The organism is Candidatus Nitrotoga sp. BS, from assembly GCF_927797785.1.
In the GTDB taxonomy this organism is placed as follows: domain Bacteria; phylum Pseudomonadota; class Gammaproteobacteria; order Burkholderiales; family Gallionellaceae; genus Nitrotoga.
In genome coordinates this window covers 1-22,367 of record NZ_CAKMLL010000049.1, presented here as the reverse complement: position 1 = coordinate 22,367, position 22,367 = coordinate 1, and the positions used below count along the sequence as shown (strand labels likewise).

Here is a 22,367-nt window from a genome sequence, read left to right as displayed (position 1 = left end):
AGAGATGACATTAAAAATAATTGGCGCTGGTATGGGTAGAACCGGAACTGCATCATTGAAAGTGGCTCTTGAAACGCTGGGTATTAGTCTCTGCTACCATATGAGTGAGATTCTAAAGAATCCTGATTGTATTCCAGATTGGATCAATGCAGCTGAAGGCAAAGCTAATTGGGACAAAATATTCAAACGATACTCTGCCACCGTTGATAACCCGGGATGTAACTTTTGGAAAGAGCTTGCAGACTACTATCCTGAAGCGAAAGTAATCCTGACCGTTCGTGATGCAAACAAATGGTTCGACTCTACCAATGAAACGATTCATTCCGCAGAGTTTGCCAGTTTCATTAAAAACAGTCCGTTTGGAACAATGGCGCAAAAAACGATTTGGGATAAGATGGAAAATCGTATGCAAGACAGACAATATATGGTCAATTTTTTCAAAAATCGTACCGCAGAAATAATTGACTATATCGCACCAGAAAGATTGCTTGTCTATCAGGTTGGTGACGGCTGGGAACCGCTTTGTACTTTCCTCAATATTCCAGTGCCAGACACGGAATTTCCTCGTATCAACAGTCGAGATGAGACCAAAGAGATGCTGGCAAACTTGATTGCCAGCAGTGGGGAGCAACTTAAAGAGGCTATGGCTGCGGCTGGTAATCAGTTGCACGGACACTGATCCAAAGTGGCTAACAAGACACTCCAGGGCGTTCGGCCTAGCGGCGTCAATGTACCAATTTTTCCAACGTGTCACTATCAACGGAGGTAACAGATGGCTATTCAATCACTTTCCAAGCCCGTTTATGTCCTGCTCTTTGCCCTTGGTTCGCCGTGGGCATTAGCTTCCCAAACAATCGATGTGACCAGGATGAAGGCATGCGCGCTTACGCCCGCCGAAATCAAGGCCGCGCTCCGTTTAGACGTGAGGCCCGGCGTACCCCACAACGTCGTAGAGGAGATGCCGTCCCCCGGGGGCAAGAGTTTCTATTGCGAATATGCTTACACCTCCCCAAACTATATAGGGTTTATCGGCCTACGTCAGGACTGGCTCCCTCTCGACTCTCTGGCGAAGTCGCTTGCAGAGCTGGACAAGTTTGTCGTTGGCAAGAATGAAGCCGTTTCGAACGATCCGGACAAGGCGCACATAATCCTAAACCCGAACACGCCGAACCAGATGACGCTGTACTATGTGCGCAAGAACGTGCGCACCGATGTGCTTGTGTTCTTCAACGAACTCAAGGCCAAGGAGATGCGGCCCAAACTGTTGAAACTGAAACGGGTGCCCTGAGAAGCCGAGTGGCTGGCGTGACCTCGGATGAACAAGAATCTACGGGGCTCACCATTGAAATGTGGATGCCCCCTCAATGTGCTTGAAGCGTGCGCTATATGCATTCGCTAGTATTAGGCACCGAATGTACAAATTTATTATTAGAAGAAGGTAGATTTGAAAGCATTTAGATTGGTTAGTCTGTTAGAGGGTACCTCTTATTTACTTATACTAAGTATTACGCTTGGTATGATTAGTCGGGATTATGTTTTCCCTGTAGGTGCCGCGCATGGAGTTTTATTCATCGCATATCTGATGTTATCTACTCATGCTTCGCATAAACGAAATTGGCCTTTAATTGTTTGGCTTCTTGTTTCTATGGCATCTATTGTTCCTTTTGCCTTTATAGCCGTCGAAATCTTTCTTCGTAAAGAGTTGGGCAAAGTTGAGATATCGAGCCAAGCTTAGAGCAAATAACACATAACAAGCCAATCAAACGGGACTGACAACAGTTTGCTATTTTCGTACCTCAACCTTTTAGCAAACAGTTTCTAGTCGCTTGTTGGGGCAATGTAATGTAAAAGCCGCGATGGTTGCGGCCTATGCCACTGGCGATTACTCTGTGCAAGCGAAAGTGGATTTTTCAGGGTGCATTGCGCTACGGTAAGTAGAGCTGTAAATCAGGGAAAGGAAGGGAATATATGCATGCAAGACCTGCTCCTCTAGCCATATGTGCTCAGAAATCGACGGGACTAAGATGCATCATAAAGCGTGGCATCGCAGTTTGAGTTTCCTCCGCGTAGCGGCTTCGTCCAACTAGTCATCCAAGCGGACGGCTGCGCTACCACTTAATTCCAGCGTTAATGTTCTTGTCGGAGATATGAGTATTGTTTGAAAATGACGATATAGACAAATACCCTTTTGAAGAAATTCCTCTGGATAGGGATTGCTTACTTATGAGCGAAATCTACATGGAGGAGTTTGATGAAGCGCTTAGAAAGATGCTTCGGAGAGAAGAATGTAACCCTTATGAGGTCGGCTATGTAAGCCCGGTTGCAGTCAGAAAAATAAACAGCAATTCTCTTGATCTATCTTGGTATCCCAATACGTTCACGCGGTTTCATGAGGTTTCAATAACCCTACCAAGAGACATAATCAAGATATGTGTGAGCTGCTGGCAGTATGATATTAAGCCCTATATATTTGTTGATCACGAATGGCTGGAGCATCTTCACCTGCGAGAATATTCTGTCTTTGCGTTGGTAGACGCTATCGGTGTTAAAAATGCGATAAGAGACAACGCCCTTAATAAAGATAAGCTGATAGAGTTAAGAGACAGAATAGATGAGCTGGCAGATAAGGAAAGCGAAATTTCCTTCATTTCGTTTGCTGACAGCCTGATACTCAAAACCAATTGGGACGTTGGATATTTTCATAAAGGTATCCAATGCTCATACAAGCCCGAAAAAATACTCCATGTAATAAAAGAACTTGATCGCATTTACCAGGAAGTACTTGGTCTGCCGATTTATGCAGTTCTTACCCAGGGCTACAATGAGTACTATGGCGAACCATTGCTTCATATATCAAAAAATAAAAATCATGTTTGTTTGAATAGCTTGGGCGTGCCTTTTGCTGAACTTCTTGCTATCGAACGTTCTGCGAAAGCGGCAATTAAATCAGGTGTCCATTCACCCATGCAGCTGTATTTGGATGAGCAGCTTTATCACTCATTGCGACTCAAGGTCGAATTCAAGAAAAACGAAAAGCCTAAGAACGCCTACTCATCTATTATGAAATCTAGTCAGCCAAGCTATTTTTATTCATCCTGCGAATTGCTAATAGAGAACCTTGATGATCGAGAAAACGAACATTAACAAAACGCCGTATGGGACAAACCTACGCTACGCTTCGGTTTGTCCCATAGCACGAAGTTAGAACTAGCACTCGTAGTCGAGTGCTAGTAGAGTAGAACGAGCGACGTGTGTCGCATTTACGAACCAAAAGGAAATGACATGAATACAATGGAGATTGCCAAGAAGCTAGTGGAGCTTTGCAAACAAGGGAAAAACTTGGAAGCACTGAGCACGCTCTTCGCGGATGACGTCGTCAGTGTGGAAGCGGTTGAAATGCCGGGCGCGCAGCAGGAAGTGAAAGGACTCGCGGCTGTAAAAGGGAAAGGCGAGTGGTGGGTTGCTAATCACGAGATCCATTCCGCCGCGGTCACCGGCCCTTGGCCGCATGGAGACCGGTTTGTGGTCGGATTCCAGTATGACGTGACGAACAAGCCCTCGGGAATGAGAATGAAGTTGGACGAAGTGGGCCTCTATTCCGTTCATAACGGAAAGATCGTACGCGAGGAGTTTTTCTACGATGCGGGTATGTAGCCGACCATTCCATAAGCTGCCCAACAAGGCGCTGCACCGGATGTAATTGCACTGCCTATGGATAACTTAGCAGCAGAGGCCGAAGCACATGTATGATTTTGAACTCCCAACTCTCATATTAACAAGGCAAGCTACGGCGACGTTAGTGCGCGCGTGCTTGCGGCGTTAACAATCTAAAGGAGAGCAGCGATGAATCACAGTCCAAAAGCCCTATTCATCTCTCATGGCGGGGGACCGCTGCCGTTACTTGGAGACACTGAATAAAGGGGTCAAGCATTGATAAAATATTTTTACTATAGTCGCCTATCAATATGCCAAGACCCATTCGAAAGCTTCAGGGTGATGTGAATAGCGTTGGTAAACGCTTACATGCTTTGATATCCACTAAGACCGTGCTGTACTGTAGACTACTGCTTCAATGCTGGCTTATGAAAATGTTTCCTGATGTTATGTTGGGCAGCGTGAATATTTCCTTTTCAGGAGGATTAGGTATGAAAGTGCAAGCGATAATACGTGCGGTTACATTAATTGTAGGAATACTATTTAGCTCAATATCCTATGCAGATCCGGTTTGGATTGACGTTAGGAGTGTACTTGAAAATAAAATTGACAATATTGAAGGTGATATCCGCATATCACACTCGGATATAGTGGCAGGAGTAAGCAAGCTCTATCCTGATCAAAGATACAGATATTCGATTGTATTGTCGTGGTGGTGTAAGGGCGGGTAAAGCATTGTCTGCTTTAAGGAATGCCGGCTATACCAATGTACAGAATGTGGGCGGCATTAATGATGCTCGCAAGCTAAGGACGACTATTAATTAAGTGAAGCAGTGTCTTCGTTAGGCGTTAATGAGCAAATGCATCTAGCTCATTACAGCTTGATATTCCGGTAAGTTGGGCTGAAGAAATGAAGTCCAACATTACATGAGAATGGGTGAATAGATGCGTTACCGATGTGCCGATGTGGCGGAGCACATAAGGCCGGGTTCTCGTAGCGACTAAAAAGGCAAGCACCTTCGTACCTGCCACGTGAGTGAGAGGTTGGGCTTCATTTCATTCAGCCCAACCGGGCAAATGAGAAAGTCATATATGAACCTTCGCCCCATACAAGTTCGACTGTATCAAATACTCGAAAGCGAGGTTAAGCAGGATCTTGCCGCGAAGTTATGCACCATTCTGGTCTCCACGGTAGTCTTGCTTAACATCGTTGCTGTCGTGCTTGAATCCGTAAATACCCTATATCAACAGTGGCGTATCTATTTCGAACTTTTCGAGTTATTCAGCATCATCTTGTTTTCTATCGAGTACCTGCTACGAATCTGGGCGAACGGAGCCAGCCTTCCATCGGGCCAAGGTAATTCGTGGCGTGGCCGCAAAGCCTATATCCTGAGTTTTTATGGTTTGATCGATCTAGTAGCTTTGGCACCCTACTTTTTGCAAATGCTCATGCCCGGTCTGGATTTGCGTGTTATCCGTGCGGTTCGACTGCTTCGTGTGTTCAAGATCTCACATTACAGCACCGCAATAGAAGACCTGGTGCAGGCTATTTATGAAGAGCGGCGCTCATTTGCCGCAACTTTGTACCTGTTGCTGATTACAGTCTTAATTACTTCTTCACTTATGTATTATGCTGAACATGAAGCACAACCAGAGATATTCGCTTCCATTCCCGACGCAATTTACTGGGCAATAATCACGCTGACCACGGTTGGGTATGGTGATTTTACGCCAGTGACATGGTTTGGCCGTGTCATATCGCTTTTTACCGCATTTCTCGGCGTATGCACTGTTGCCATCCTAACCGGTATCGTGGCTTCGGCATTTGCAAACCAGATGGCAAGACGTAGAGTTATTTTTGAAACGGAGCTTCGCAAGGCTTTTGTCGACGGCGTAATCTCCCCCCAAGAAGATCAAATCCTTGACCAGCTTGGTAGAGCATTCAATCTTTCCACAGAGGAAAAAGAAAAGATGATGGATAAAGTTCGCCAAGAATTAAGCAAACGCGAAACATAAACATTCATCGAACACCACACGGCAATGCCCAAAATTCAATTCAGTCCAAGCGGGCTAGCCTTATTTGTTATGGTTATGGGTGCGCCCATTTTCTAATGATTAGACAATAATCGGACTTCGATTTTCCGGCACGCAGTAGGCAACAGAGTCAGGCATTGCAAAACTGGCACTTATGGCAAAATCACTTAGAATAAATTTAGCCGGCGGGTTGCGTCATGTGACTTCGAGAGGCAAAGCAAAATGCAATATTTCAAGACTTAACCCACCTGTAATGTTGGGCTTCATTTCATTCAGCACAACCTACCGCGCTTGGTGTTACCCGTTACTCTCCTGAGCGCTTACTGCCTGTTCAAGGTCTTCAGCCACTACCACTCGGTTGCGTCCCTCTTGTTTAGCCTCGTACAAAGCTACATCAGCACGCTCCAGTATAGCTTCCCTGGTTTCGCCCGGCCTCAACATCGCCACCCCGATACTGATGGTCAACTCGATAAGGTGCCCCTTTGCATGGAATGGGGATTCCGCGACATCCTGACGAATCCTTTCGGCGATGATCATGGCCAATGCCATATCAGCATTCGCCAGAATGACTGTGAATTCCTCTCCCCCGAAACGCCCTACCATATCGAAATCTCGTACTGCCGCCTTGATGCGCTCCGCAGTAAGCCTGAGAACGATGTCACCGACCAAATGTCCATGGGTATCGTTAACCCTCTTGAAAAAATCCAGATCAATCATCATGGCGCACAGCGTCTTTCCTGTTTTAGCTGCGCTATTCACGTGGCTTTCAAGTGCTTCCATCACATGACTGTAGCTCATCACACCAGTGAGTTGATCAGTTGCTACTTTTTGCAACAGCTTGGCTGATTCAACCCGTAATTCTTCTATCTCTTTATGCTGATCCTCACAATCATTCAGATGGTAACCCTTTATTGTCAAGTGCAAATCCAAAGCGGTGAACTTCAGGATGCAAGGCATCAGTATCCAAATAGTCTTGGGGGCGTTCAAAAAACAGGCAATTAGGCGCTCGACTAAAATCTGTTGCGTGATTTGGTTCTGCAAGTGAAGAACGCTCATCGAAAGTCCGCTATGAGCATGAGTAGTTGAAAGAGCAAGGCGCTCCGCAAAATAGTCAGGCGTACCCAATCCTTGGCCGAAGCGCCGCAACTGGTCGGCCCAAATTTGCTTGAAGACCGACACATCTAATTTTGGTTCGATCAGGGAAAACTCCCTAAAACGTGCCAATACGCCGAAGCAGGCATTTACAAGCTCCTCGACCTTGTCTCCGATGACTTCCCTGCGAATTCGCTCTGCGAGATCACCATACTCGGGATGGATGTCAAACGCCAAAATGGTTTCTCGGATACGTTTATCGTCAAATCCGTACGTAACACAGATAGATGTGGGTTCAGCGTTCATTCTGGGAATAACCTCATTTTAGGGTTTGAATGATCCATCATTTTTTTCTGGCATGCCGTCAAAATGCCAAATGCACTAACACTGTAGCTGCTCTATTCAATTGACTTGGAATCATAACATTGCTGATACTGTGCTGCCTAAAGTGTTAGAGCCGGTAGAAAACAGATCATCTGTGCAGTATGAAAACTGACGGGATATTGTAGCGATGAAGTGCACAACAAAGCTGTGGATAAGCTCGACAGGTTGCAGGTTTTACTTTGTAAGTATTCAGGTTTCCGGGACGACTACCACTCAGGAACACATTACACTGTCGGTCTGGTGCAATTGCGGTAGACCAAATATTTCACAGGAATAAGCCATGCACGCCACTCTGCCTTTGCTACAAGCCACTGAATTCCCCGCCCTGCGTCGTCGTACACTGGAGATTTTGCAAGTTAATCTGGGCTACAAGTGCAACCAGACTTGTGTGCATTGCCATGTGAATGCCGGACCGAATCGTACCGAGATGATGGATAGTGCAACACTGGCGCTGATTCCGCAGGTGTTGGCGGCGCGTGACTTGCACACGCTCGATCTGACGGGCGGCGCGCCGGAATTACATGAGGGTTTTCGTGATCTGGTACGCGCTGCTCGCGCGCAAGGCTGCAAGGTGATTGATCGTTGCAACCTCACCATTCTGTTCGAGCCGGGACAGGAAGATCTCGCCGAATTTCTCGCCGCGCAACAGGTCGAGATCGTCGCCTCGCTGCCCTGTTACTCGCTGGACAATGTGGACAAGCAGCGCGGCAAGGGCACGTTCGACAAGAGTATCGCTGCAATGCAAAAGCTCAATGCACTGGGTTACGGGCAGCCTGGCAGCGGCCTGACGCTGAATCTGGTATTCAATCCGCAGGGTGCCGCGCTGCCGCCAGATCAAGCTGCGTTGCAAGCCGATTACAAGCGCGAGCTGTTCGAGCATTTTGGCATCGTATTCAACCAGCTTTTTGCCATCACTAATATGCCGATCCAGCGTTTCGGTTCCATGTTGGTCTCCAAAGGCCAGTTCAACGATTACCTGCGCCTACTGAAAGAAAATTTCGCCGCTGCCAATCTCGACACAGTGATGTGCCGCAACTTGGTCAGCGTGGGTTGGCAGGGGTTTCTTTTCGATTGCGATTTTAACCAGCAGCTGGAACTGGCCACCCCCGGCCAAGGTCGTCCGCATTTGCGTGATTTGCTGCTGCAAGATTTGCAAGGCCATCCGATCCGGGTTGCCGGACATTGCTACGGCTGCACTGCCGGACAAGGAAGCAGTTGTGGAGGCGCATTGAAAGAAGAAGGAAGCCTTGTCACATGAAGCGCGCATTACTCGCTCTGCTGATTCTCGTGCTGGTCGTCAGCTTCTTTGCCTTCGATCTGGGACGCTTTTTGACGCTGGAATCGCTCAAGCAGAGCCAGCATGATTTTGCCGCGCTCAAGGCGCAGTCACCATGGATGGTCGCGGCAGTCGGTTTTGCGCTGTATGTAATCGTCGCTGCGCTTTCCTTGCCCGGCGCATTGATCATGACCCTGGCCATGGGTGCGTTATTTGGGTTGGTGATGGGTACGCTGTTGGTGTCATTCGCGTCCAGCATCGGCGCGACCTTGGCTTTCCTCGCTTCACGCTTTGTGTTTCGCGACACTGTGCAACAACGCTTCGGCGACAAGTTGAAAGCAATTAACAACGGAATAGCCAAAGATGGCGCGCTCTATTTGTTTACCCTGCGCTTGATTCCCGTGTTTCCATTTTTTCTCGTCAATCTATTGATGGGGCTGACGCCGATGCGCACCCGCACCTTCTATTGGGTCAGCCAGGTGGGAATGCTGGCGGGCACATTGGTGTTCGTGAATGCGGGGACACAACTCGCGCAATTACAAAGCCTGTCCGGCATCCTGTCGCCGGGATTATTGTTTTCGTTTTTACTGTTGGGAGTTTTTCCGATGATCGCCAAAAAAATCACGGCCTGGCTGCAACGCCGCCGTGTTTATGCCAAGTGGAATAGCCCCGCACAATTCGACCGCAATCTGATTGTGATTGGCGGCGGCGCGGGTGGGCTGGTATCTTCCTATATCGCGTCGGTAGTCAATGCCAAGGTGACGCTGATCGAGGCGAACAAGATGGGGGGCGATTGCCTCAACTACGGCTGCGTGCCGAGCAAGGCATTGATCAAAAGTGCCAAGCTGGCGCATCAAATACGTCACGCTGATCATTATGGGCTGGAGACGAACGAGGCAAAGTTCAGTTTTCGAAAAGTGATGGCGCGTGTGCATGAGGTAATCCGCACCGTGGCACCACACGACAGCGTAGAACGCTTTACCGGCCTGGGCGTGGAAGTATTGCAAGGCTATGCGCGCATTACCGACCCGTGGACGGTGGAAGTAAAGCTGAACGATGGCGCAATTCAAGTACTCACCACGCGCAGCATCATTATTGCCACTGGCGCGCGGCCTTTCGTGCCGCCGCTGCCCGGTTTGGATGAGGTAGGCTACGTCACCAGTGACACGTTGTGGGACGAATTCGTCAAACTTGACACGGCACCCGCGCGCCTTGTGGTGTTGGGCGGCGGCCCAATCGGTTGTGAATTGGCACAGAGTTTCGCGCGATTGGGATCGCACGTCACCCAGATCGAGAAGGGTTCGCGCATCATGGTTCGCGAAGATAGCGAAGTCTCCGAGTTGGCACGCGCATCGCTCACCGCAGACGGGGTGGACGTGCTGATCGACCATAAGGCTGTGCGCTGCGAGCAGGAAGACGGACACAAATACATTGTGGTTGAACAGGATGGCAAATCGCGCCGCATCGAGTTCGACGCGCTATTGTGTGCGGTAGGCCGCGTGGCGCGACTGACAGGTTATGGCCTGGAAGAACTGGGGATTGAAACCCAGCGCACCGTGGTAACCAACGACTATCTGGAAACCATATATCCCAACATTTTTGCGGCGGGTGATGTGGCCGGGCCTTACCAATTTACCCATACCGCCGCCCACCAAGGATGGTATGCGACAGTGAACGCGCTGTTTGGTGACTTCTGGAAATTCAAGGCGGATTATTCAGTAGTGCCTTGGTCAACTTTCATTGATCCGGAAGTCGCGCGCGTCGGGCTCAACGAACAGGAAGCGCGCGAGCAAGGCATCGCTTATGAAGTAGTGAAATACGGCATAGACGAACTCGATCGCGCCATTGCCGATGGCACAGCATATGGCTTCGTCAAGGTGTTGACCGTGCCCGGCAAGGACAAGATCCTCGGCGTCACCATCGTTGGCGAGCACGCTGGCGATTTGCTAGTCGAATTCGTATTAGCAATGCAACACGGACTGGGGCTGAACAAGATACTCGGCACCATCCACATTTATCCGACTCTGGCTGAAGCGAACAAATACGCGGCTGGAGAATGGAAACGCGCCCATGCGCCGCAAAAAGTGCTGGCCTGGCTAAAGCGCTATCACACATGGAAACGAGGCTGAACGATGCGTTTGTCCATCATCGTGCCAATACTTAATGAAGTGGAGCAATTGCCGGAATTGTTCGCGCACTTGCTGCCTTACCAGCGAGCCGGTTGCGAGATCATATTTGTCGATGGCGGAAGTACAGATGGGTCAGCAATGCTGACTGAGGTGGCCGGATTCACTGCATTACGCACTACTCGTGGCAGAGCAAATCAAATGAATGTTGGTGCAGCGCAGGCCAGCGGTGATGTGTTGTTGTTCCTGCATGCCGACTCGCGCTTGCCACAGGGTGCAGCTCGCCACATCGAGCAAGCTTTGGCAAATAAAGTGCATTGCTGGGGGCGTTTCGATGTGTGTATTACCGGTCGTCCCTTTATGTTGCGCGTGGTTGCTCGCTTGATGAATTGGCGCTCGCGCTTGACCGGAATCGCCACCGGCGACCAGGCTATATTCGTGCGGCGTGATATGTTTGCGCACTTGCGGGGATTTCCTGATCAGCCGTTAATGGAGGATGTGGAATTGAGCAAACGGTTACTGACGTTATCGCGTCCTGCCTGCATCGCGCATTGTGTGACGACATCCGGTCGGCGCTGGGAGACGCGCGGAGTGTGGCGCACTATCCTGCTGATGTGGCGTTTGCGCTGGGCATATTGGCGCGGTATGGATGCGAGCGAGCTGGTAAAATTGTACCGATGATATCCACCCGCATTATTGTCTTTGCCAAAGCCCCGCAGCCCGGTTTCGTCAAGACGCGCCTGATTCCCTTGCTGGGAGCTGAGGCAGCGGCCGAACTGGCGCAGCAAATGCTATCCAACACTTTGTTCCAAGCGCTGGCTGCTGATATCGGCACGGTCGAGCTATGCAGTACGCCCAAAATTGACGATAGCGCTTGGCAGGGCATTGTATTGCCGGCTGGTATAGAAATTACCGATCAAGGCGAGGGTGATCTCGGTGCCCGACTGGCGCGTGCCTCAAAGCGCGTCCTTGAAAATAATGATTGCGTTTTATTGATTGGTACAGACTGCGTAGAAATGTCCACCACCTTGCTGCGGGAGGCTGCTCTATCATTGCACGAACACGATGCAGTCATTTATTGCACCGCCGATGGTGGCTATGCGCTACTGGGGCTCAAGCACTACAGTGCCGCTCCCTTCATTGACATGCCGTGGAGCACCGATACAGTTGCCAGCACCACTATCACGCGCATCGAGCAACTTGGCTGGTCGCTGCATGTGGGGCAATTGTTGCACGATGTGGATACGCCGGAAGATTTGAAATACTTACTACCAGACATAGAGGCTCCATGACATTACGAAACTTAGCGCTACTGATAGGGTCAACTCTCTCTTTACTAGCGCAAGCAAGCGATAAAATCAGGCTCGATCATTTCACCAAAGAGTCTGCGGATGTCCCGTCTCCGTGGCAAGTGGTGCAACTCAATAGCAAAGTATCGCCCACCCGATACCGCGTTACCCGATGGGACGATATATTGGCCATCGAAGCCACCGCCGAGCAAAGTATGGCGCTGCTGGCGCGACCGGTCGAGGTCGATTTGAATCGCACGCCGGTGCTGTGCTGGCGCTGGCGCGTGGATGCCCCGTTAGTCAAGGCCGACATGGCCACCAAAGAAGGAGATGATTATGCCGCGCGCGTGTATGTCTCGTTTGCCATGCCTGCATCTGCGCTGAGTTTTATGACACGCGTCAAGCTCAAACTGGCGCGCAGTATCTATGGTGATGCGGTGCCCGATGCCGCGATCAATTATGTGTGGGACAACCGTTATCCAGTCGGTACGCGTAAACCCAATGCCTATACCGACCGTACTCGCATGATTGTGGCCGAATCCGGTACTGCTAATGCAGGAAAATGGGTTGTTGCACGGCACGATGTACAGAAAGACATGATTACTGAGTTCGGAACAGAGCAGGCGCGCCTGATTCAGCTCTCCGTTGCATCTGACACCGACAATACTGGGGAACGTGCTCATGCCGGTTTCGCTGATTTTCAGTTTATTGAAAAAAAGGCAACATGTTTTACAGAGAATGTTGCAGTCAAGCCCTGACCCATATAGATTGTACCCAGCAGTAGGGTAGCAATAGTCAGTTTCACTTAGTTACTTGCCAAGAGGAAAAACATGAACAATTTACTGGAACAGTTGAAATCCATGACCACCATCGTGGCAGATACCGGCGATATCGAGGCGATTCACCATCACCAGCCGCAGGATGCCACCACCAATCCTTCATTGTTGCTCAAAGCTGCCTCACTGCCGGAATACGTCCCGCTCATCGAAAATGCCATCGTCTGGGCCAAATCACAAAGCAAAGATCATGAGCAGCAGGCGCACGATGCCATGGACAGACTGGCGGTAGATGTCGGCGTGGAAGTACTCAAGCACATTCCAGGACGCATTTCGACCGAAGTGGATGCACGGCTTTCCTTCGACACCACAGCCACGGTGAACAAGGCTCGCAAGCTGATCAGTCTTTACAATGCAGCAGGCATACCCAACGATCGCGTGCTGATCAAGATCGCCTCCACTTGGGAAGGTATACGTGCTGCGGAAATCCTTGAACGCGAAGGCATTAACTGCAACCTCACCCTACTGTTCGGTTTCGCCCAGGCTCGCGCCTGTGCAGAGGCAGGCGTGACACTGATCTCCCCGTTCGTTGGACGCATTCTTGATTGGCACAAGGCTAAAAGCGGACATGACTTTGAGGCGGAAGCGGATCCTGGCGTACAGTCGGTGCGCAAAATATATGCGTATTACAAGATGCACGGTTATAAGACCATTGTTATGGGTGCGTCGTTTCGCAACATGGGCGAAATTTTGGCGCTGGCCGGCTGTGACCGCCTCACCATCGCGCCCTCTTTGCTGGAGGAACTGCAAGCCACGCAAGGTGAACTGGTACGCCAATTGAACGATACCGGAGCGACCGAACCGCAACCGCCCCCCATGTCCGAAGCGACATTCCGCTGGGATATAAACGCGGACGCCATGGCCACAGAAAAGCTGGCAGAAGGCATACGCGGTTTTACCGTGGATCAGATCAAACTGGAAAAAACACTGGCAGCAAAATTTTAAGGAAGCGACGAACCGACCGTTCCGGCTTGCCGGATTTACAAGTCATATATCACTTAAAAGGATAGGCCACATGAAAACTCTGGATCCTTGTACGCTGGTTTTTTTTGGTGCCGGTGGGAACCTGAGCCGACGCAAACTGATTCCAGCTTTATTTCATCTGGAAATCCTGAAACGTCTGCCTGACCACTTGATCATCATGGGTTGCGATATTACCCACTACACTTCTGAACAATGGCTGGATTTTGTACATGACATCTTGCGTGAACTGCATGGTGCGAAAATTGACGAAGCGGCACTGCAACGGTTTTGCGCACGCCTGTATTATTTCGCCATCCCAGTCGGTGATGAGGATGCTTATGCGCGACTACAAACCTTATTGAACGACGACCCTAAATTCCCACCAAATGTGGTGTATTACATGGCGGTGCGCCCCGCTGATTACCCCGGCATCGTGGACAAGCTAGGCAACGTCGGATTGTTGAAACAACACAACGGCTGGCGTCGCGTGGTGATTGAAAAACCGTTCGGTTACGACCTGCTTTCCGCTCAGATCTTACAAGCCAGTCTCTATCGCCATCTCGAAGAACCGCAGATCTATCGCATTGATCACTACCTCGGCAAGGGCACGGTGCAGAACATCATGGTGTTTCGCTTCGCAAACCTGCTGCTGGAACCGTTGTGGAGAAACCACTACATCGATCATGTGCAGATCACCCATTCCGAGACGCTGGGTGTGGAAGGACGCGCCGATTACTACGAAGGTGCAGGCGCGCTACGCGACATGGTGCAGAGCCATCTGATGCAACTGCTGTCGCTGGTGGCGATGGAGCCACCGTTGAGTATGTCAGCGGAGCATTTGCGCGACGAAAAAGTAAAAGTACTGAAAGCCATCCGTCCCATCACCCAGAACGCGGTACACGCCCATGCTTTTCGCGGCCAATACGCCGGTGGTGTAATCGATGGCAAGACCGTGCCCGGTTATCTGGAAGAGAAGAATGTCGCACCGGACAGCACCACCGAAACTTATGCGGCAATGAAACTGTTTATCGACAACTGGCGCTGGGCTGGCGTTCCATTCTATTTGCGCACCGGCAAACGCTTGGCGGAGGGTAGCTCGGCGATCTGCATCCGCTTCAAAGAGCCGCCGCAAGATTTGCTGCGCCACACCCGTAAAGGTCCGCCGCAGCCAAACTGGATTATGCTTGGCATCCAGCCAGACGATTGCCTGAAAATGGAGTTGCAGGTCAAGGTGCCGGGGCTGGATGTGCAAACGCGCACCATTAGTTTAGATGCGACTTATCACAAAGATGGAGAGGAAGATTATGATGCTTACGAAGGGTTGATCCTCGATGTCATCCTCGGCGACCATTCGCTGTTCTTGCGCATCGACGAAGTCGAGGCAGCTTGGCGCGTGGTTGATCCGGTGCTCAAGGTGTGGTCGATGGAGCGCAGCTTTATTAACACCTATCCCGCAGGTAGCTGGGGGCCGCGCGGCACCTACCGCCTGTTCGATCGTGAAGATCAATTCTGGCGCCATTCCTTGAGTCCGGAAGGCGGCAAACTGGAGGCATATTAAAATGAGACCATTCCTGACCGGCGATATCGGTGGTACCAAGACCCGTTTGGCGTTAGTCGAGGTGAACGGTAGTCACGTTGTAACCCACCGCGAACATAGTTATGCCAGCCAAAGCCATGACGATTTTGAAACGTTGCTGGATGACTTTTTGTCAGCGGGCAATAACGTTGAAAATGCGGTTTTCGGCATTGCCGGGCCGGTACAGGGCGGTGTGGCGCAAGCGACTAACTTGCCTTGGCGGATTGATGCTGCCGCGCTGTGCCAACGCTTCGGTTTTTTGCACTGCCATCTGCTGAATGATTTGGAGGCCACGGCTTACGGTTTGCCTGCGTTAGGCGATGTTGATTTCTTGACACTGCAAGCGGGATCGCCCGATGCCCAGGGTAATGCGGCGGTGATCGCTGCCGGGACGGGGTTGGGTGAAGCAGGTTTGTATTGGGACGGCCTATCCCATCGCCCCTTTGCCTCGGAAGGTGGACATGCCACGTTCAGCCCGCGCAATGCGCTGGAATTTGACTTGTTGAATTATTTGCAGCAACACCATCATCAGCAAGGCAGAGGGCATGTCAGTTGGGAGCGTGTCGTTTCCGGCATGGGGTTGCTTGATCTGTATGCATTCCTGCTGGACTACCGGCATGTATCAACACCGGCATGGCTGGCAGAAGAAATGAGCGGCACGGATACGGCAGCGGCTATTTCCGCTGCGGCACTGGCAGGCAGTGATGCGATATGCGTGGAAACGATGGAATTATTCGTCAGCTTATATGGCGCGGAAGCCGGTAATCTAGCACTCAAGGTGATGAGCCGTGGCGGCCTGTATATTGGCGGTGGCATCGCGCCGAAAATACTACCGCTGTTGCAGGCAGGGGGTTTCCTCGAAGCCTTTCTTGACAAAGGGCGGAGGCGACCGCTACTGGCAGCGATACCGGTCAAGGTAATCCTGAATGATCGCGCTGCACTGTATGGTCCGGCTTTGTTCGCCGTACAACAGGCAGGCATGTTGGCCTAATAACTGTCACCGTGCCGAATATCTTGGCACAAACCGTATGTCTGGAGACAGGGTATGCCGGATCGTATTGAATGGGAGCGCAACCCCATGCCGCAGGAAAATTTATTTTATTGAAGGAGTAAATAATGCAGATCGGAATGATAGGGTTGGGGCGTATGGGTGCAAACATGGTGCGCCGTTTGAGCCGCGCCGGACACCAATGTGTGGTGTTCGATCGCAGCAGCGAAGCGGTGCAGGCAATGGCAAAAGAAGGCATGACACCCGCTGACAGCGTGCAGGACTTTGTGAATAAATTAAGTACACCGCGCGCCATCTGGCTGATGTTACCGGCGGCGGTGGTCGATGCCAGCATCGCAGAACTTTCTCCGCTGCTTAGCGCGGACGACATCATCATTGATGGCGGCAACTCCTATTACAAGGACGATATCATCCGCGCCAAGAGCCTGTCAGCGCAGTCCATCCATTATGCGGATGTGGGCGTCAGCGGCGGGACTTGGGGACTAGAGCGCGGTTACTGCCTGATGATTGGTGCCGAGCAGCAAACGGTAGCGCGCTTGCAACCTATTTTTGCCGCACTGGCGCCGGGTGTGGAAACCGCGCCGCGCACCGAAGGGCTCAGCGGCCAGCCTAGCACGGCCGAGATGGGTTATCTGCACTGCGGCCCCGAGGGTGCCGGGCACTTCGTCAAGATGGTTCACAATGGTATTGAATACGGCATGATGGCCGCCTATGCCGAAGGCTTCAATCTGCTGCGTCATGCCAATGTAGGTGGTGTGTCACACGAGAAAGATGCCGAGACCACACCGTTACGCGAGCCGGAAGCGTTCCGCTACGACATCAACGTGGCCGAAGTGGCCGAGCTGTGGCGGCGTGGTAGCGTGGTGAGTTCCTGGTTACTTGATTTGACCGCGCACGCGTTGCAAGCCGACCCAAACCTGCAAAAGTTCGGTGGCAAAGTGTCGGATTCCGGCGAAGGACGCTGGACCAGCATCGCCGCCATCGAGTCAGGTACACCCGCACCGGTACTCACCGCCGCTTTATTTGATCGCTTCAATTCGCGCGGAGAAGCGGATTACGGTAATAAATTATTATCTGCCTTACGCTATGAATTCGGTGGGCATCATGAAAAAAAATAGACGGCAATTTTCCAATACCTTGCTTCAGGCTTTTTGAATGCTTGAGTAAAAATGTTTGAACATACGACCAAACCCTATCCCAAATTACATAAGAGCATTGATCATGTATGAAATTGTTAAAGACTATTACGGCAAGCAACTGCAAACTTCCGGTGACCTGAAAACCTCTGCCTGCTGCGATGCGTCTCAAGTGCCGGACTGGCTCAAACCGCTGCTGGCGCGCATTCATCCTGAAGTGATGTCACGCTATTACGGCTGCGGTTTGGTTTGTCCACCGCTGCTGGAAGGCTGCCGCATTCTCGATCTGGGCAGCGGATCCGGGCGTGATGTGTATGCGCTGGCGCAACTGGTGGGCGCGAGTGGTCAGGTGGTCGGTGTGGATATGACCGAGGAGCAGCTTGCCGTTGCGGAAAGTTATTGCGCCTATCACGCCGAGGCGTTCGGTTTCGACAACGTCATTTTCAAACAAGGCTACATCGAGAAGCTCGATGAGCTTGGGTTGGAAAGCGGCAGCTTTGATGTCATCGTGTCGAACTGCGTGATCAATCTTTCGCCGGACAAGGATGCGGTACTGCGCGAAGTGCATCGCTTGCTCAAACCGGGCGGCGAATTCTATTTCTCCGATGTCTATGCCGACCGCAGAGTGCCGGATGCGGTGCGCAACGATCCGGTGCTGTATGGAGAATGTCTGGGTGGTGCGCTGTATTGGAACGATTTCATTAATCTTGCCAAACGCCATAAATTTGCCGATCCCAGGCTGGTTGAAGACAAGCCGCTCGACATTACCGATGCCAAGCTGGCTGAGCGGGTCGGCAACATCCGCTTTTTCTCGGCCACTTACAGATTGTTCAAACTGGATAGCCTGGAGCCCGCCTGCGAAGATTACGGCCAAGCGGTAATTTATCGCGGCACGATACCCGATCACCCGCATCGCTTTGTTCTGGACAGCCACCATGATATCGAAGCCGGGCGCATATTCCCTGTGTGTGGCAATACCTGGCACATGCTGCATGACTCCCGCTTCAAAGAACACTTCGAGTTCATCGGCGACTTTAGCCAGCACTACGGCATTTTTGCCGGATGCGGCAATGACATGCCTTTTGCACAATCTGAAAGCGCGCAATCTGAAAATACTGTCGCTGCCAGTTGCTGCTAAGCCAGTGCAAGGCGCATTCGTTGTAGCAGAAAGATTGAGGCGCGGCATTGAAAGCGCGGTTTGGAAAAAACGTCAGGTTACGGTAAGCGTCAGCGTTACTGAAATGACGGATATAAATACAACATCCGCAAACCTTATTGAATCCGCCGATCAAGCTCTTTCTCAAGCCAAGCATAAAGGACGTAATCAGGTGGCACAAACTCCGTAACATTGGCTGTCGTCGAAAAACTCATACAGCGCCTTCGTTTTTCTAGACTAATGAGCTTATTTGGCTGGCACGCCGGACTTGGTTAAATACTCTGCTTCTGAAAATAAGTGTTGCTCAATAGATCGCAACTCGTGTGGACCGTCAGCGCCATACGATACACATTTTTCGTAGGTGCTCACAGTGAAGCAAATGCTTGAGCTCGGTGCATCCATCATTCTACGAATCTGCGTACCAATAGAGCCGTCATCCTTGAGAAAAATTGAACGTTGCACGAAATAGGATGCAGGTAGCTCGAAGAATCGAATGCTGTAAAGTTTGTTTAGAAGATCCAGCAATTGCGGTGTCTTGTATTGAAATGACACTGAAGTGGAATCCCGCTTCAGTGTGGCGTTACCCTTGCCTGAGAGTTCTATTTGCTGAATTGGCGCTTTGCGCATACCCGGATGTCGCGTCAAAAGAACACGGACATCGTCGAGACGGTATTCTGCTGGAGGAGAAGCAAGCCCGACGCTAGTCTCTGCGGCGATCACGCTGCTCCCTACCAAACCACCTATAGTCATCATCAGGAAGATAATCAATAACTTGAGCAACTTCAATAATACAGACTCTTCAAATAAAATGAAGAGGTTCCGTTTCCGGAAATTTATATTACTGAAGTGGTCTGGCATCAAGACTTACGGCGTCTTGCCATAAAACCGGCAATAGCGGCACCAACAAAAAGTGCCAGCGTACCAGGCTCTGGTACATTATTCGCCGTAACCCGTGTATAACCGAGATCGGCCAAAATACCAATCTCAATCGCGCTGTAGTTACGTGCTTCGTTACCGAAATCTCGGTTGTGTTTCATCATGGAAGCAGCGTAGGCGGGGTTATCGGTGTTGAGGTGAGAGCCGGAGCTACCTTGGCTGTATGGATTGGGAGCATACAGATCAACCTGGTTACCCCCGTTAGCTGCCAAGGCGTTGGCACCATTGAAACACATGCCCGTGGTCTTGGCAGCGTCATACACACCTTGATTCGTTTGGAAGTTTCCTGAATTAATAAGACTTCCTGAGCCACAATTTGTCATGAACTGGTCAAATTTTGACCATGTTCCTGCAGACCCATTGTTGCCATTGCCATCCCCGTCGTCACCGGCCGGAGTGATGCCGCTAGAGAATCCCAAAGCATGAGTGAGTTCGTGAAATATGGCTGCAAAAAAGTCAAATTGGGCTGGGCCAACGGGATTCACATTTGGATCCAATTCCCAGGCAGCACCGAAATTCACATCCACGTTGCCATCAGCATCTGCACCGTTCAGATCGATGGCACCATTACTCAATAGTTTATTGAGGACGACCTCACCAGCTCCAAAGCCTGCTGCTATTATTGCGTTAGAGCCCGCAGATGCCAGAGTGCTGGAACCCGGATTGTCAGAACCAGAAGCATTAAAATCAAGTGTAGCCATATTGGTAAAATGACTGCCGAACATCGTCGAGAAAAGGTTGCCCGCATTGATCATTGCTCCCTGTCGAGCGGCACCACTCGACACATCAAGGAATGCACCACTGAAGGTGAAGTTGAACATGAGACCAGCGTGGGTGACGGGACTAAAGGTTAGACAAGCAGCTAGCAAACTGCTCCCGGCTGTTGTGCGCACAAAACGGTTAAATGACATAATGTAAAGCTCCTTTTTCAGATTAATTATAGGGATACAACCCATTTTTTTATAAAAGTTATTGTTTGACTTTATGTCTAGGACAACGCATAAGCAAGAATAGAAAAACATAAGCAAGAATCATACCGTAAAATAATAATCTTTTATTTACATATAGTTAAAAATATAGCGTTCTTGAAAAACGTAGTGGGTGTAAAATATTTCGACACTGCAATTTATCTTCTAGCATGCAGCTATTAGGGTCACAACTAGCATAATTGCTCTGGAAACATAGGACTTAATTACTGATAATTGAGTGTTGCATCCCCAGAACCTGACCTTTAATTGAAAACAATACGATCTTGAGCAACGGAGGAAATGTAATATATTTCGACACTACAGTTTATTTTCTTAAAAAAACAGAAGGTGACAGATTTATTTATCCCCCCTCCTCACCACATTAACCTTCTTGGAAGGTCTGCCAGGTCCTCGTCGTTGAATTCGACTACAAATTATCTATTCTGCAGCCTCGGCAAATTTCGTATTCCAGTTAACCACCCTAAAAATGCTCGCAGGCGCACGGGGTCACCCATTAGCCTCCCCTAAGTCAAGAGCGCAAAAAAATACTCGCAAACAGCCGCGATAAAAATTTACTGCTCTGGCCATCACCTTTATTTTGCAAAACGGTTTCGCGCCCTTTGCTTCATCGTGTGGTTGCGTGAATCGCACCAGTCACCCATGTGGATCAAGCGAAAGTGGTGTTGCTCGTTTCGCCCTGACAGTCAAACTGTCCCAGAAGCATCTCGGTACCGTCTCGCGTCCAATTGTTGGGCAGATCTGTGGCTACCATTGCTGGTTCCAACCCCTTGTGGCTCGCGACCCGGACGATCCATTTCCTGCAAACGTGTTGTGATGGCAAACGACCGGTGTCCAATCAGTTCTGGTGGCTCGTTGTCCAACCCCTAATCCTGGCTCACCGACCGTTGCCAATCATTAAGTGAAGCAACGCTCCACTGAAAATAGCGCTCCTGTCTTTAGCATGTGATAGCACGCTCTGGCCAGCTTGTGGGCGATCGCCTTGATCGCGACCACGCCGTTACGCTTGGCTTTCTTACGCTGATAAAATTTCTTTGCCGCCTCGTTGTAGCGTATCGCGAAATTGGCCGCTTCCACAAAAGCCCACGCCAGGTAGCGGTTGCCGTTTTTGGTGTAAGTGAAATGGGGTAGTGAAATGGTAGTGAAATGGGGTCAGACTCGAATGGCACTTACTTAAGGATTGATACATAAATAAAACAGTAAGTTACGTAATTAAAGAACTGGACAAAAAACACTTGGTACAATTTAGAACTGAGTTATACGGCAATAAATCGCTGGCTTCTTAGGTGATTTTCCGGTCATTATTATCTGCAAGTTACTCTTTTTTCAATGTACTTGGCTTAAGTAAGTGCCATTCAGATCTGACCCCGTCTACTACTCAAAGGGTTTTTCGAGGAAATCATGTGCGCAAAGACATATTTGTTTAGAATATTCATTTGGTGATTTAATCAATAATTTTTTGAACGGAGGAAATATGAATTCTATTATTGTAAGCATGGTTGCGACAGCAGGCTTAGTTGTTTCAGGTTTCGCACTTGCAGGAGATATGCCGGCAGAAGGTAAGGCTAAATGTGGTGCGTGCCACAGCATCGACAAAGCTACCATGGCGCCGTCTTTCATGGAAATTTCTGAGAAATTCAAGGGCGATAAAGATGCATCAAAAAAAATCGCTGCTAGCATTACCATGGGTGGTTCGTTTGGCTGGGAATATGGGAATATGCCAGCCAGAGGTTTGGGCGCAAATGATGCTGAAATCCAGTCTCTCTCAAAGTTTATAGCTGGCTTGGCTAAATAAGATTGAAATTGCACCGTGCTAAAGCAGTAAGTAGCACGTCAATTAAAATTTAACTTGCTCAACTTAAGGGCACCTCTAAAAATCCAATATTTCTGATGAATGGAGCGCGTCCCATTTCG

Annotated in this window: 24 protein-coding genes; 20 read left to right on the top strand and 4 right to left on the bottom strand. The window is 50.0% G+C overall.

Annotated features, from left to right (window positions below):
- The first annotated feature begins 4 nt into the window (after positions 1 to 4).
- The 8 genes from MJ769_RS05280 (at position 5) to MJ769_RS05255 (ending at position 5,670) form a co-directional block, all read left to right on the top strand.
- Positions 5 to 679 (top strand): sulfotransferase family protein, encoded by a 675-nt coding sequence (locus MJ769_RS05280; protein ID WP_239234938.1) that lies wholly within the window; start codon positions 5 to 7, stop codon positions 677 to 679.
- Positions 680 to 772: 93 nt separating this feature from the next.
- Positions 773 to 1,288, top strand: coding sequence for a hypothetical protein (locus MJ769_RS05275; RefSeq protein ID WP_239234937.1), 516 nt, complete (start codon positions 773 to 775; stop codon positions 1,286 to 1,288).
- Between the two features lie 156 nt (positions 1,289 to 1,444).
- Positions 1,445 to 1,735, top strand: a complete 291-nt coding sequence (locus MJ769_RS14710) for a DUF3817 domain-containing protein (protein WP_445083071.1) — start codon at positions 1,445 to 1,447, stop codon at positions 1,733 to 1,735.
- A gap of 419 nt (positions 1,736 to 2,154) precedes the next feature.
- Positions 2,155 to 3,144, top strand: coding sequence for a hypothetical protein (locus MJ769_RS05270; protein WP_239234936.1), 990 nt, complete (start codon positions 2,155 to 2,157; stop codon positions 3,142 to 3,144).
- Positions 3,145 to 3,282: 138 nt separating this feature from the next.
- On the top strand, positions 3,283 to 3,654 hold the full coding sequence (locus MJ769_RS05265; protein ID WP_239234935.1) for a nuclear transport factor 2 family protein: 372 nt from the start codon (positions 3,283 to 3,285) through the stop codon (positions 3,652 to 3,654).
- Between the two features lie 428 nt (positions 3,655 to 4,082).
- Positions 4,083 to 4,385, top strand: coding sequence for a hypothetical protein (locus tag MJ769_RS05260; protein WP_239234934.1), 303 nt, complete (start codon positions 4,083 to 4,085; stop codon positions 4,383 to 4,385).
- Positions 4,354 to 4,479: a rhodanese-like domain-containing protein gene (locus MJ769_RS14705; RefSeq protein ID WP_445083070.1), complete on the top strand. Its 126-nt coding sequence runs from the start codon at positions 4,354 to 4,356 to the stop codon at positions 4,477 to 4,479. Before MJ769_RS05260 ends, MJ769_RS14705 begins: the two co-directional genes overlap by 32 nt.
- Before the next feature lie 267 nt (positions 4,480 to 4,746).
- A complete protein-coding gene (locus MJ769_RS05255; protein WP_239234933.1) occupies positions 4,747 to 5,670 on the top strand; it encodes an ion transporter in 924 nt (307 codons plus the stop codon).
- A 315-nt stretch (positions 5,671 to 5,985) separates the two neighbouring features.
- On the opposite strand, the gene MJ769_RS05250 is transcribed toward MJ769_RS05255, so the two are convergent.
- Positions 5,986 to 7,086, bottom strand: a complete 1,101-nt coding sequence (locus tag MJ769_RS05250) for a GGDEF domain-containing protein (RefSeq protein ID WP_239234932.1) — start codon at positions 7,084 to 7,086, stop codon at positions 5,986 to 5,988.
- 358 nt (positions 7,087 to 7,444) lie between these two features.
- Here MJ769_RS05250 and arsS point away from each other — a divergent pair, with 358 nt between their 5' ends.
- From arsS to MJ769_RS05195, 11 genes are all read left to right on the top strand, one after another.
- The gene (gene arsS / locus MJ769_RS05245) at positions 7,445 to 8,422 is read left to right on the top strand and encodes an arsenosugar biosynthesis radical SAM (seleno)protein ArsS (RefSeq protein WP_239234931.1); all 978 of its coding nucleotides are present in this window, start codon (positions 7,445 to 7,447) and stop codon (positions 8,420 to 8,422) included.
- Complete coding sequence (locus MJ769_RS05240; protein WP_239234930.1) at positions 8,419 to 10,569, top strand: FAD-dependent oxidoreductase; 2,151 nt, start codon at positions 8,419 to 8,421, stop codon at positions 10,567 to 10,569. The genes arsS and MJ769_RS05240 overlap by 4 nt, the downstream gene beginning before the upstream one ends.
- Before the next feature lie 3 nt (positions 10,570 to 10,572).
- On the top strand, positions 10,573 to 11,247 hold the full coding sequence (locus MJ769_RS05235) for a TIGR04283 family arsenosugar biosynthesis glycosyltransferase (RefSeq protein ID WP_239234929.1): 675 nt from the start codon (positions 10,573 to 10,575) through the stop codon (positions 11,245 to 11,247).
- A complete protein-coding gene (locus MJ769_RS05230) occupies positions 11,160 to 11,858 on the top strand; it encodes a TIGR04282 family arsenosugar biosynthesis glycosyltransferase (protein WP_239234927.1) in 699 nt (232 codons plus the stop codon). Before MJ769_RS05235 ends, MJ769_RS05230 begins: the two co-directional genes overlap by 88 nt.
- Positions 11,855 to 12,613, top strand: coding sequence for a DUF3047 domain-containing protein (locus MJ769_RS05225; RefSeq protein ID WP_239234925.1), 759 nt, complete (start codon positions 11,855 to 11,857; stop codon positions 12,611 to 12,613). Before MJ769_RS05230 ends, MJ769_RS05225 begins: the two co-directional genes overlap by 4 nt.
- Before the next feature lie 72 nt (positions 12,614 to 12,685).
- Entirely contained in the window at positions 12,686 to 13,636 is a 951-nt protein-coding gene (gene tal, locus MJ769_RS05220) for a transaldolase (RefSeq protein ID WP_239234923.1), read from the top strand.
- A 70-nt stretch (positions 13,637 to 13,706) separates the two neighbouring features.
- The gene (zwf, locus tag MJ769_RS05215; protein ID WP_239234921.1) at positions 13,707 to 15,212 is read left to right on the top strand and encodes a glucose-6-phosphate dehydrogenase; all 1,506 of its coding nucleotides are present in this window, start codon (positions 13,707 to 13,709) and stop codon (positions 15,210 to 15,212) included.
- A gap of 1 nt (position 15,213) precedes the next feature.
- A complete protein-coding gene (gene glk / locus MJ769_RS05210; RefSeq protein WP_239234919.1) occupies positions 15,214 to 16,221 on the top strand; it encodes a glucokinase in 1,008 nt (335 codons plus the stop codon).
- A gap of 125 nt (positions 16,222 to 16,346) precedes the next feature.
- Positions 16,347 to 17,357: a phosphogluconate dehydrogenase (NAD(+)-dependent, decarboxylating) gene (gnd, locus tag MJ769_RS05205; protein WP_239234917.1), complete on the top strand. Its 1,011-nt coding sequence runs from the start codon at positions 16,347 to 16,349 to the stop codon at positions 17,355 to 17,357.
- A gap of 103 nt (positions 17,358 to 17,460) precedes the next feature.
- Positions 17,461 to 18,513 (top strand): methyltransferase domain-containing protein, encoded by a 1,053-nt coding sequence (locus tag MJ769_RS05200; RefSeq protein ID WP_239234916.1) that lies wholly within the window; start codon positions 17,461 to 17,463, stop codon positions 18,511 to 18,513.
- Positions 18,514 to 18,547: 34 nt separating this feature from the next.
- The gene (locus tag MJ769_RS05195) at positions 18,548 to 18,721 is read left to right on the top strand and encodes a diguanylate cyclase domain-containing protein (RefSeq protein WP_239234914.1); all 174 of its coding nucleotides are present in this window, start codon (positions 18,548 to 18,550) and stop codon (positions 18,719 to 18,721) included.
- 56 nt (positions 18,722 to 18,777) lie between these two features.
- On the opposite strand, the gene MJ769_RS05190 is transcribed toward MJ769_RS05195, so the two are convergent.
- From MJ769_RS05190 to MJ769_RS05180, 3 genes are all read right to left on the bottom strand, one after another.
- A complete protein-coding gene (locus tag MJ769_RS05190) occupies positions 18,778 to 19,284 on the bottom strand; it encodes a hypothetical protein (RefSeq protein ID WP_239234912.1) in 507 nt (168 codons plus the stop codon).
- A gap of 104 nt (positions 19,285 to 19,388) precedes the next feature.
- Complete coding sequence (locus MJ769_RS05185; RefSeq protein ID WP_239234910.1) at positions 19,389 to 20,378, bottom strand: PEP-CTERM sorting domain-containing protein; 990 nt, start codon at positions 20,376 to 20,378, stop codon at positions 19,389 to 19,391.
- Between the two features lie 972 nt (positions 20,379 to 21,350).
- Positions 21,351 to 21,530, bottom strand: a complete 180-nt coding sequence (locus tag MJ769_RS05180) for a hypothetical protein (protein WP_239234908.1) — start codon at positions 21,528 to 21,530, stop codon at positions 21,351 to 21,353.
- A 397-nt stretch (positions 21,531 to 21,927) separates the two neighbouring features.
- Between MJ769_RS05180 and MJ769_RS05175 the strand changes: the two genes are divergently transcribed.
- Positions 21,928 to 22,248, top strand: a complete 321-nt coding sequence (locus MJ769_RS05175) for a c-type cytochrome (protein ID WP_239234906.1) — start codon at positions 21,928 to 21,930, stop codon at positions 22,246 to 22,248.
- The last annotated feature ends 119 nt before the right edge of the window (positions 22,249 to 22,367 follow it).

Bases quoted from the DNA above. Each gene is read 5' to 3' on its own strand.
- MJ769_RS05255 (WP_239234933.1), top strand. From the start codon at position 4,747: ATGAACCTTCGCCCCATACAAGTTCGACTGTATCAAATACTCGAAAGC.
- MJ769_RS05280 (WP_239234938.1), top strand. From the start codon at position 5: ATGACATTAAAAATAATTGGCGCTGGTATGGGTAGAACCGGAACTGCA.
- MJ769_RS05275 (WP_239234937.1), top strand. From the start codon at position 773: ATGGCTATTCAATCACTTTCCAAGCCCGTTTATGTCCTGCTCTTTGCC.
- MJ769_RS05175 (WP_239234906.1), top strand. From the start codon at position 21,928: ATGAATTCTATTATTGTAAGCATGGTTGCGACAGCAGGCTTAGTTGTT.
- MJ769_RS05235 (WP_239234929.1), top strand. From the start codon at position 10,573: ATGCGTTTGTCCATCATCGTGCCAATACTTAATGAAGTGGAGCAATTG.
- MJ769_RS05240 (WP_239234930.1), top strand. From the start codon at position 8,419: ATGAAGCGCGCATTACTCGCTCTGCTGATTCTCGTGCTGGTCGTCAGC.
- tal (WP_239234923.1), top strand. From the start codon at position 12,686: ATGAACAATTTACTGGAACAGTTGAAATCCATGACCACCATCGTGGCA.
- MJ769_RS05250 (WP_239234932.1), bottom strand. From the start codon at position 7,086: ATGAACGCTGAACCCACATCTATCTGTGTTACGTACGGATTTGACGAT.
- gnd (WP_239234917.1), top strand. From the start codon at position 16,347: ATGCAGATCGGAATGATAGGGTTGGGGCGTATGGGTGCAAACATGGTG.
- arsS (WP_239234931.1), top strand. From the start codon at position 7,445: ATGCACGCCACTCTGCCTTTGCTACAAGCCACTGAATTCCCCGCCCTG.
- MJ769_RS05200 (WP_239234916.1), top strand. From the start codon at position 17,461: ATGTATGAAATTGTTAAAGACTATTACGGCAAGCAACTGCAAACTTCC.
- glk (WP_239234919.1), top strand. From the start codon at position 15,214: ATGAGACCATTCCTGACCGGCGATATCGGTGGTACCAAGACCCGTTTG.
- MJ769_RS05190 (WP_239234912.1), bottom strand. From the start codon at position 19,284: ATGATGACTATAGGTGGTTTGGTAGGGAGCAGCGTGATCGCCGCAGAG.
- MJ769_RS05185 (WP_239234910.1), bottom strand. From the start codon at position 20,378: ATGTCATTTAACCGTTTTGTGCGCACAACAGCCGGGAGCAGTTTGCTA.
- MJ769_RS05260 (WP_239234934.1), top strand. From the start codon at position 4,083: ATGAAAATGTTTCCTGATGTTATGTTGGGCAGCGTGAATATTTCCTTT.
- zwf (WP_239234921.1), top strand. From the start codon at position 13,707: ATGAAAACTCTGGATCCTTGTACGCTGGTTTTTTTTGGTGCCGGTGGG.
- MJ769_RS05225 (WP_239234925.1), top strand. From the start codon at position 11,855: ATGACATTACGAAACTTAGCGCTACTGATAGGGTCAACTCTCTCTTTA.
- MJ769_RS05265 (WP_239234935.1), top strand. From the start codon at position 3,283: ATGAATACAATGGAGATTGCCAAGAAGCTAGTGGAGCTTTGCAAACAA.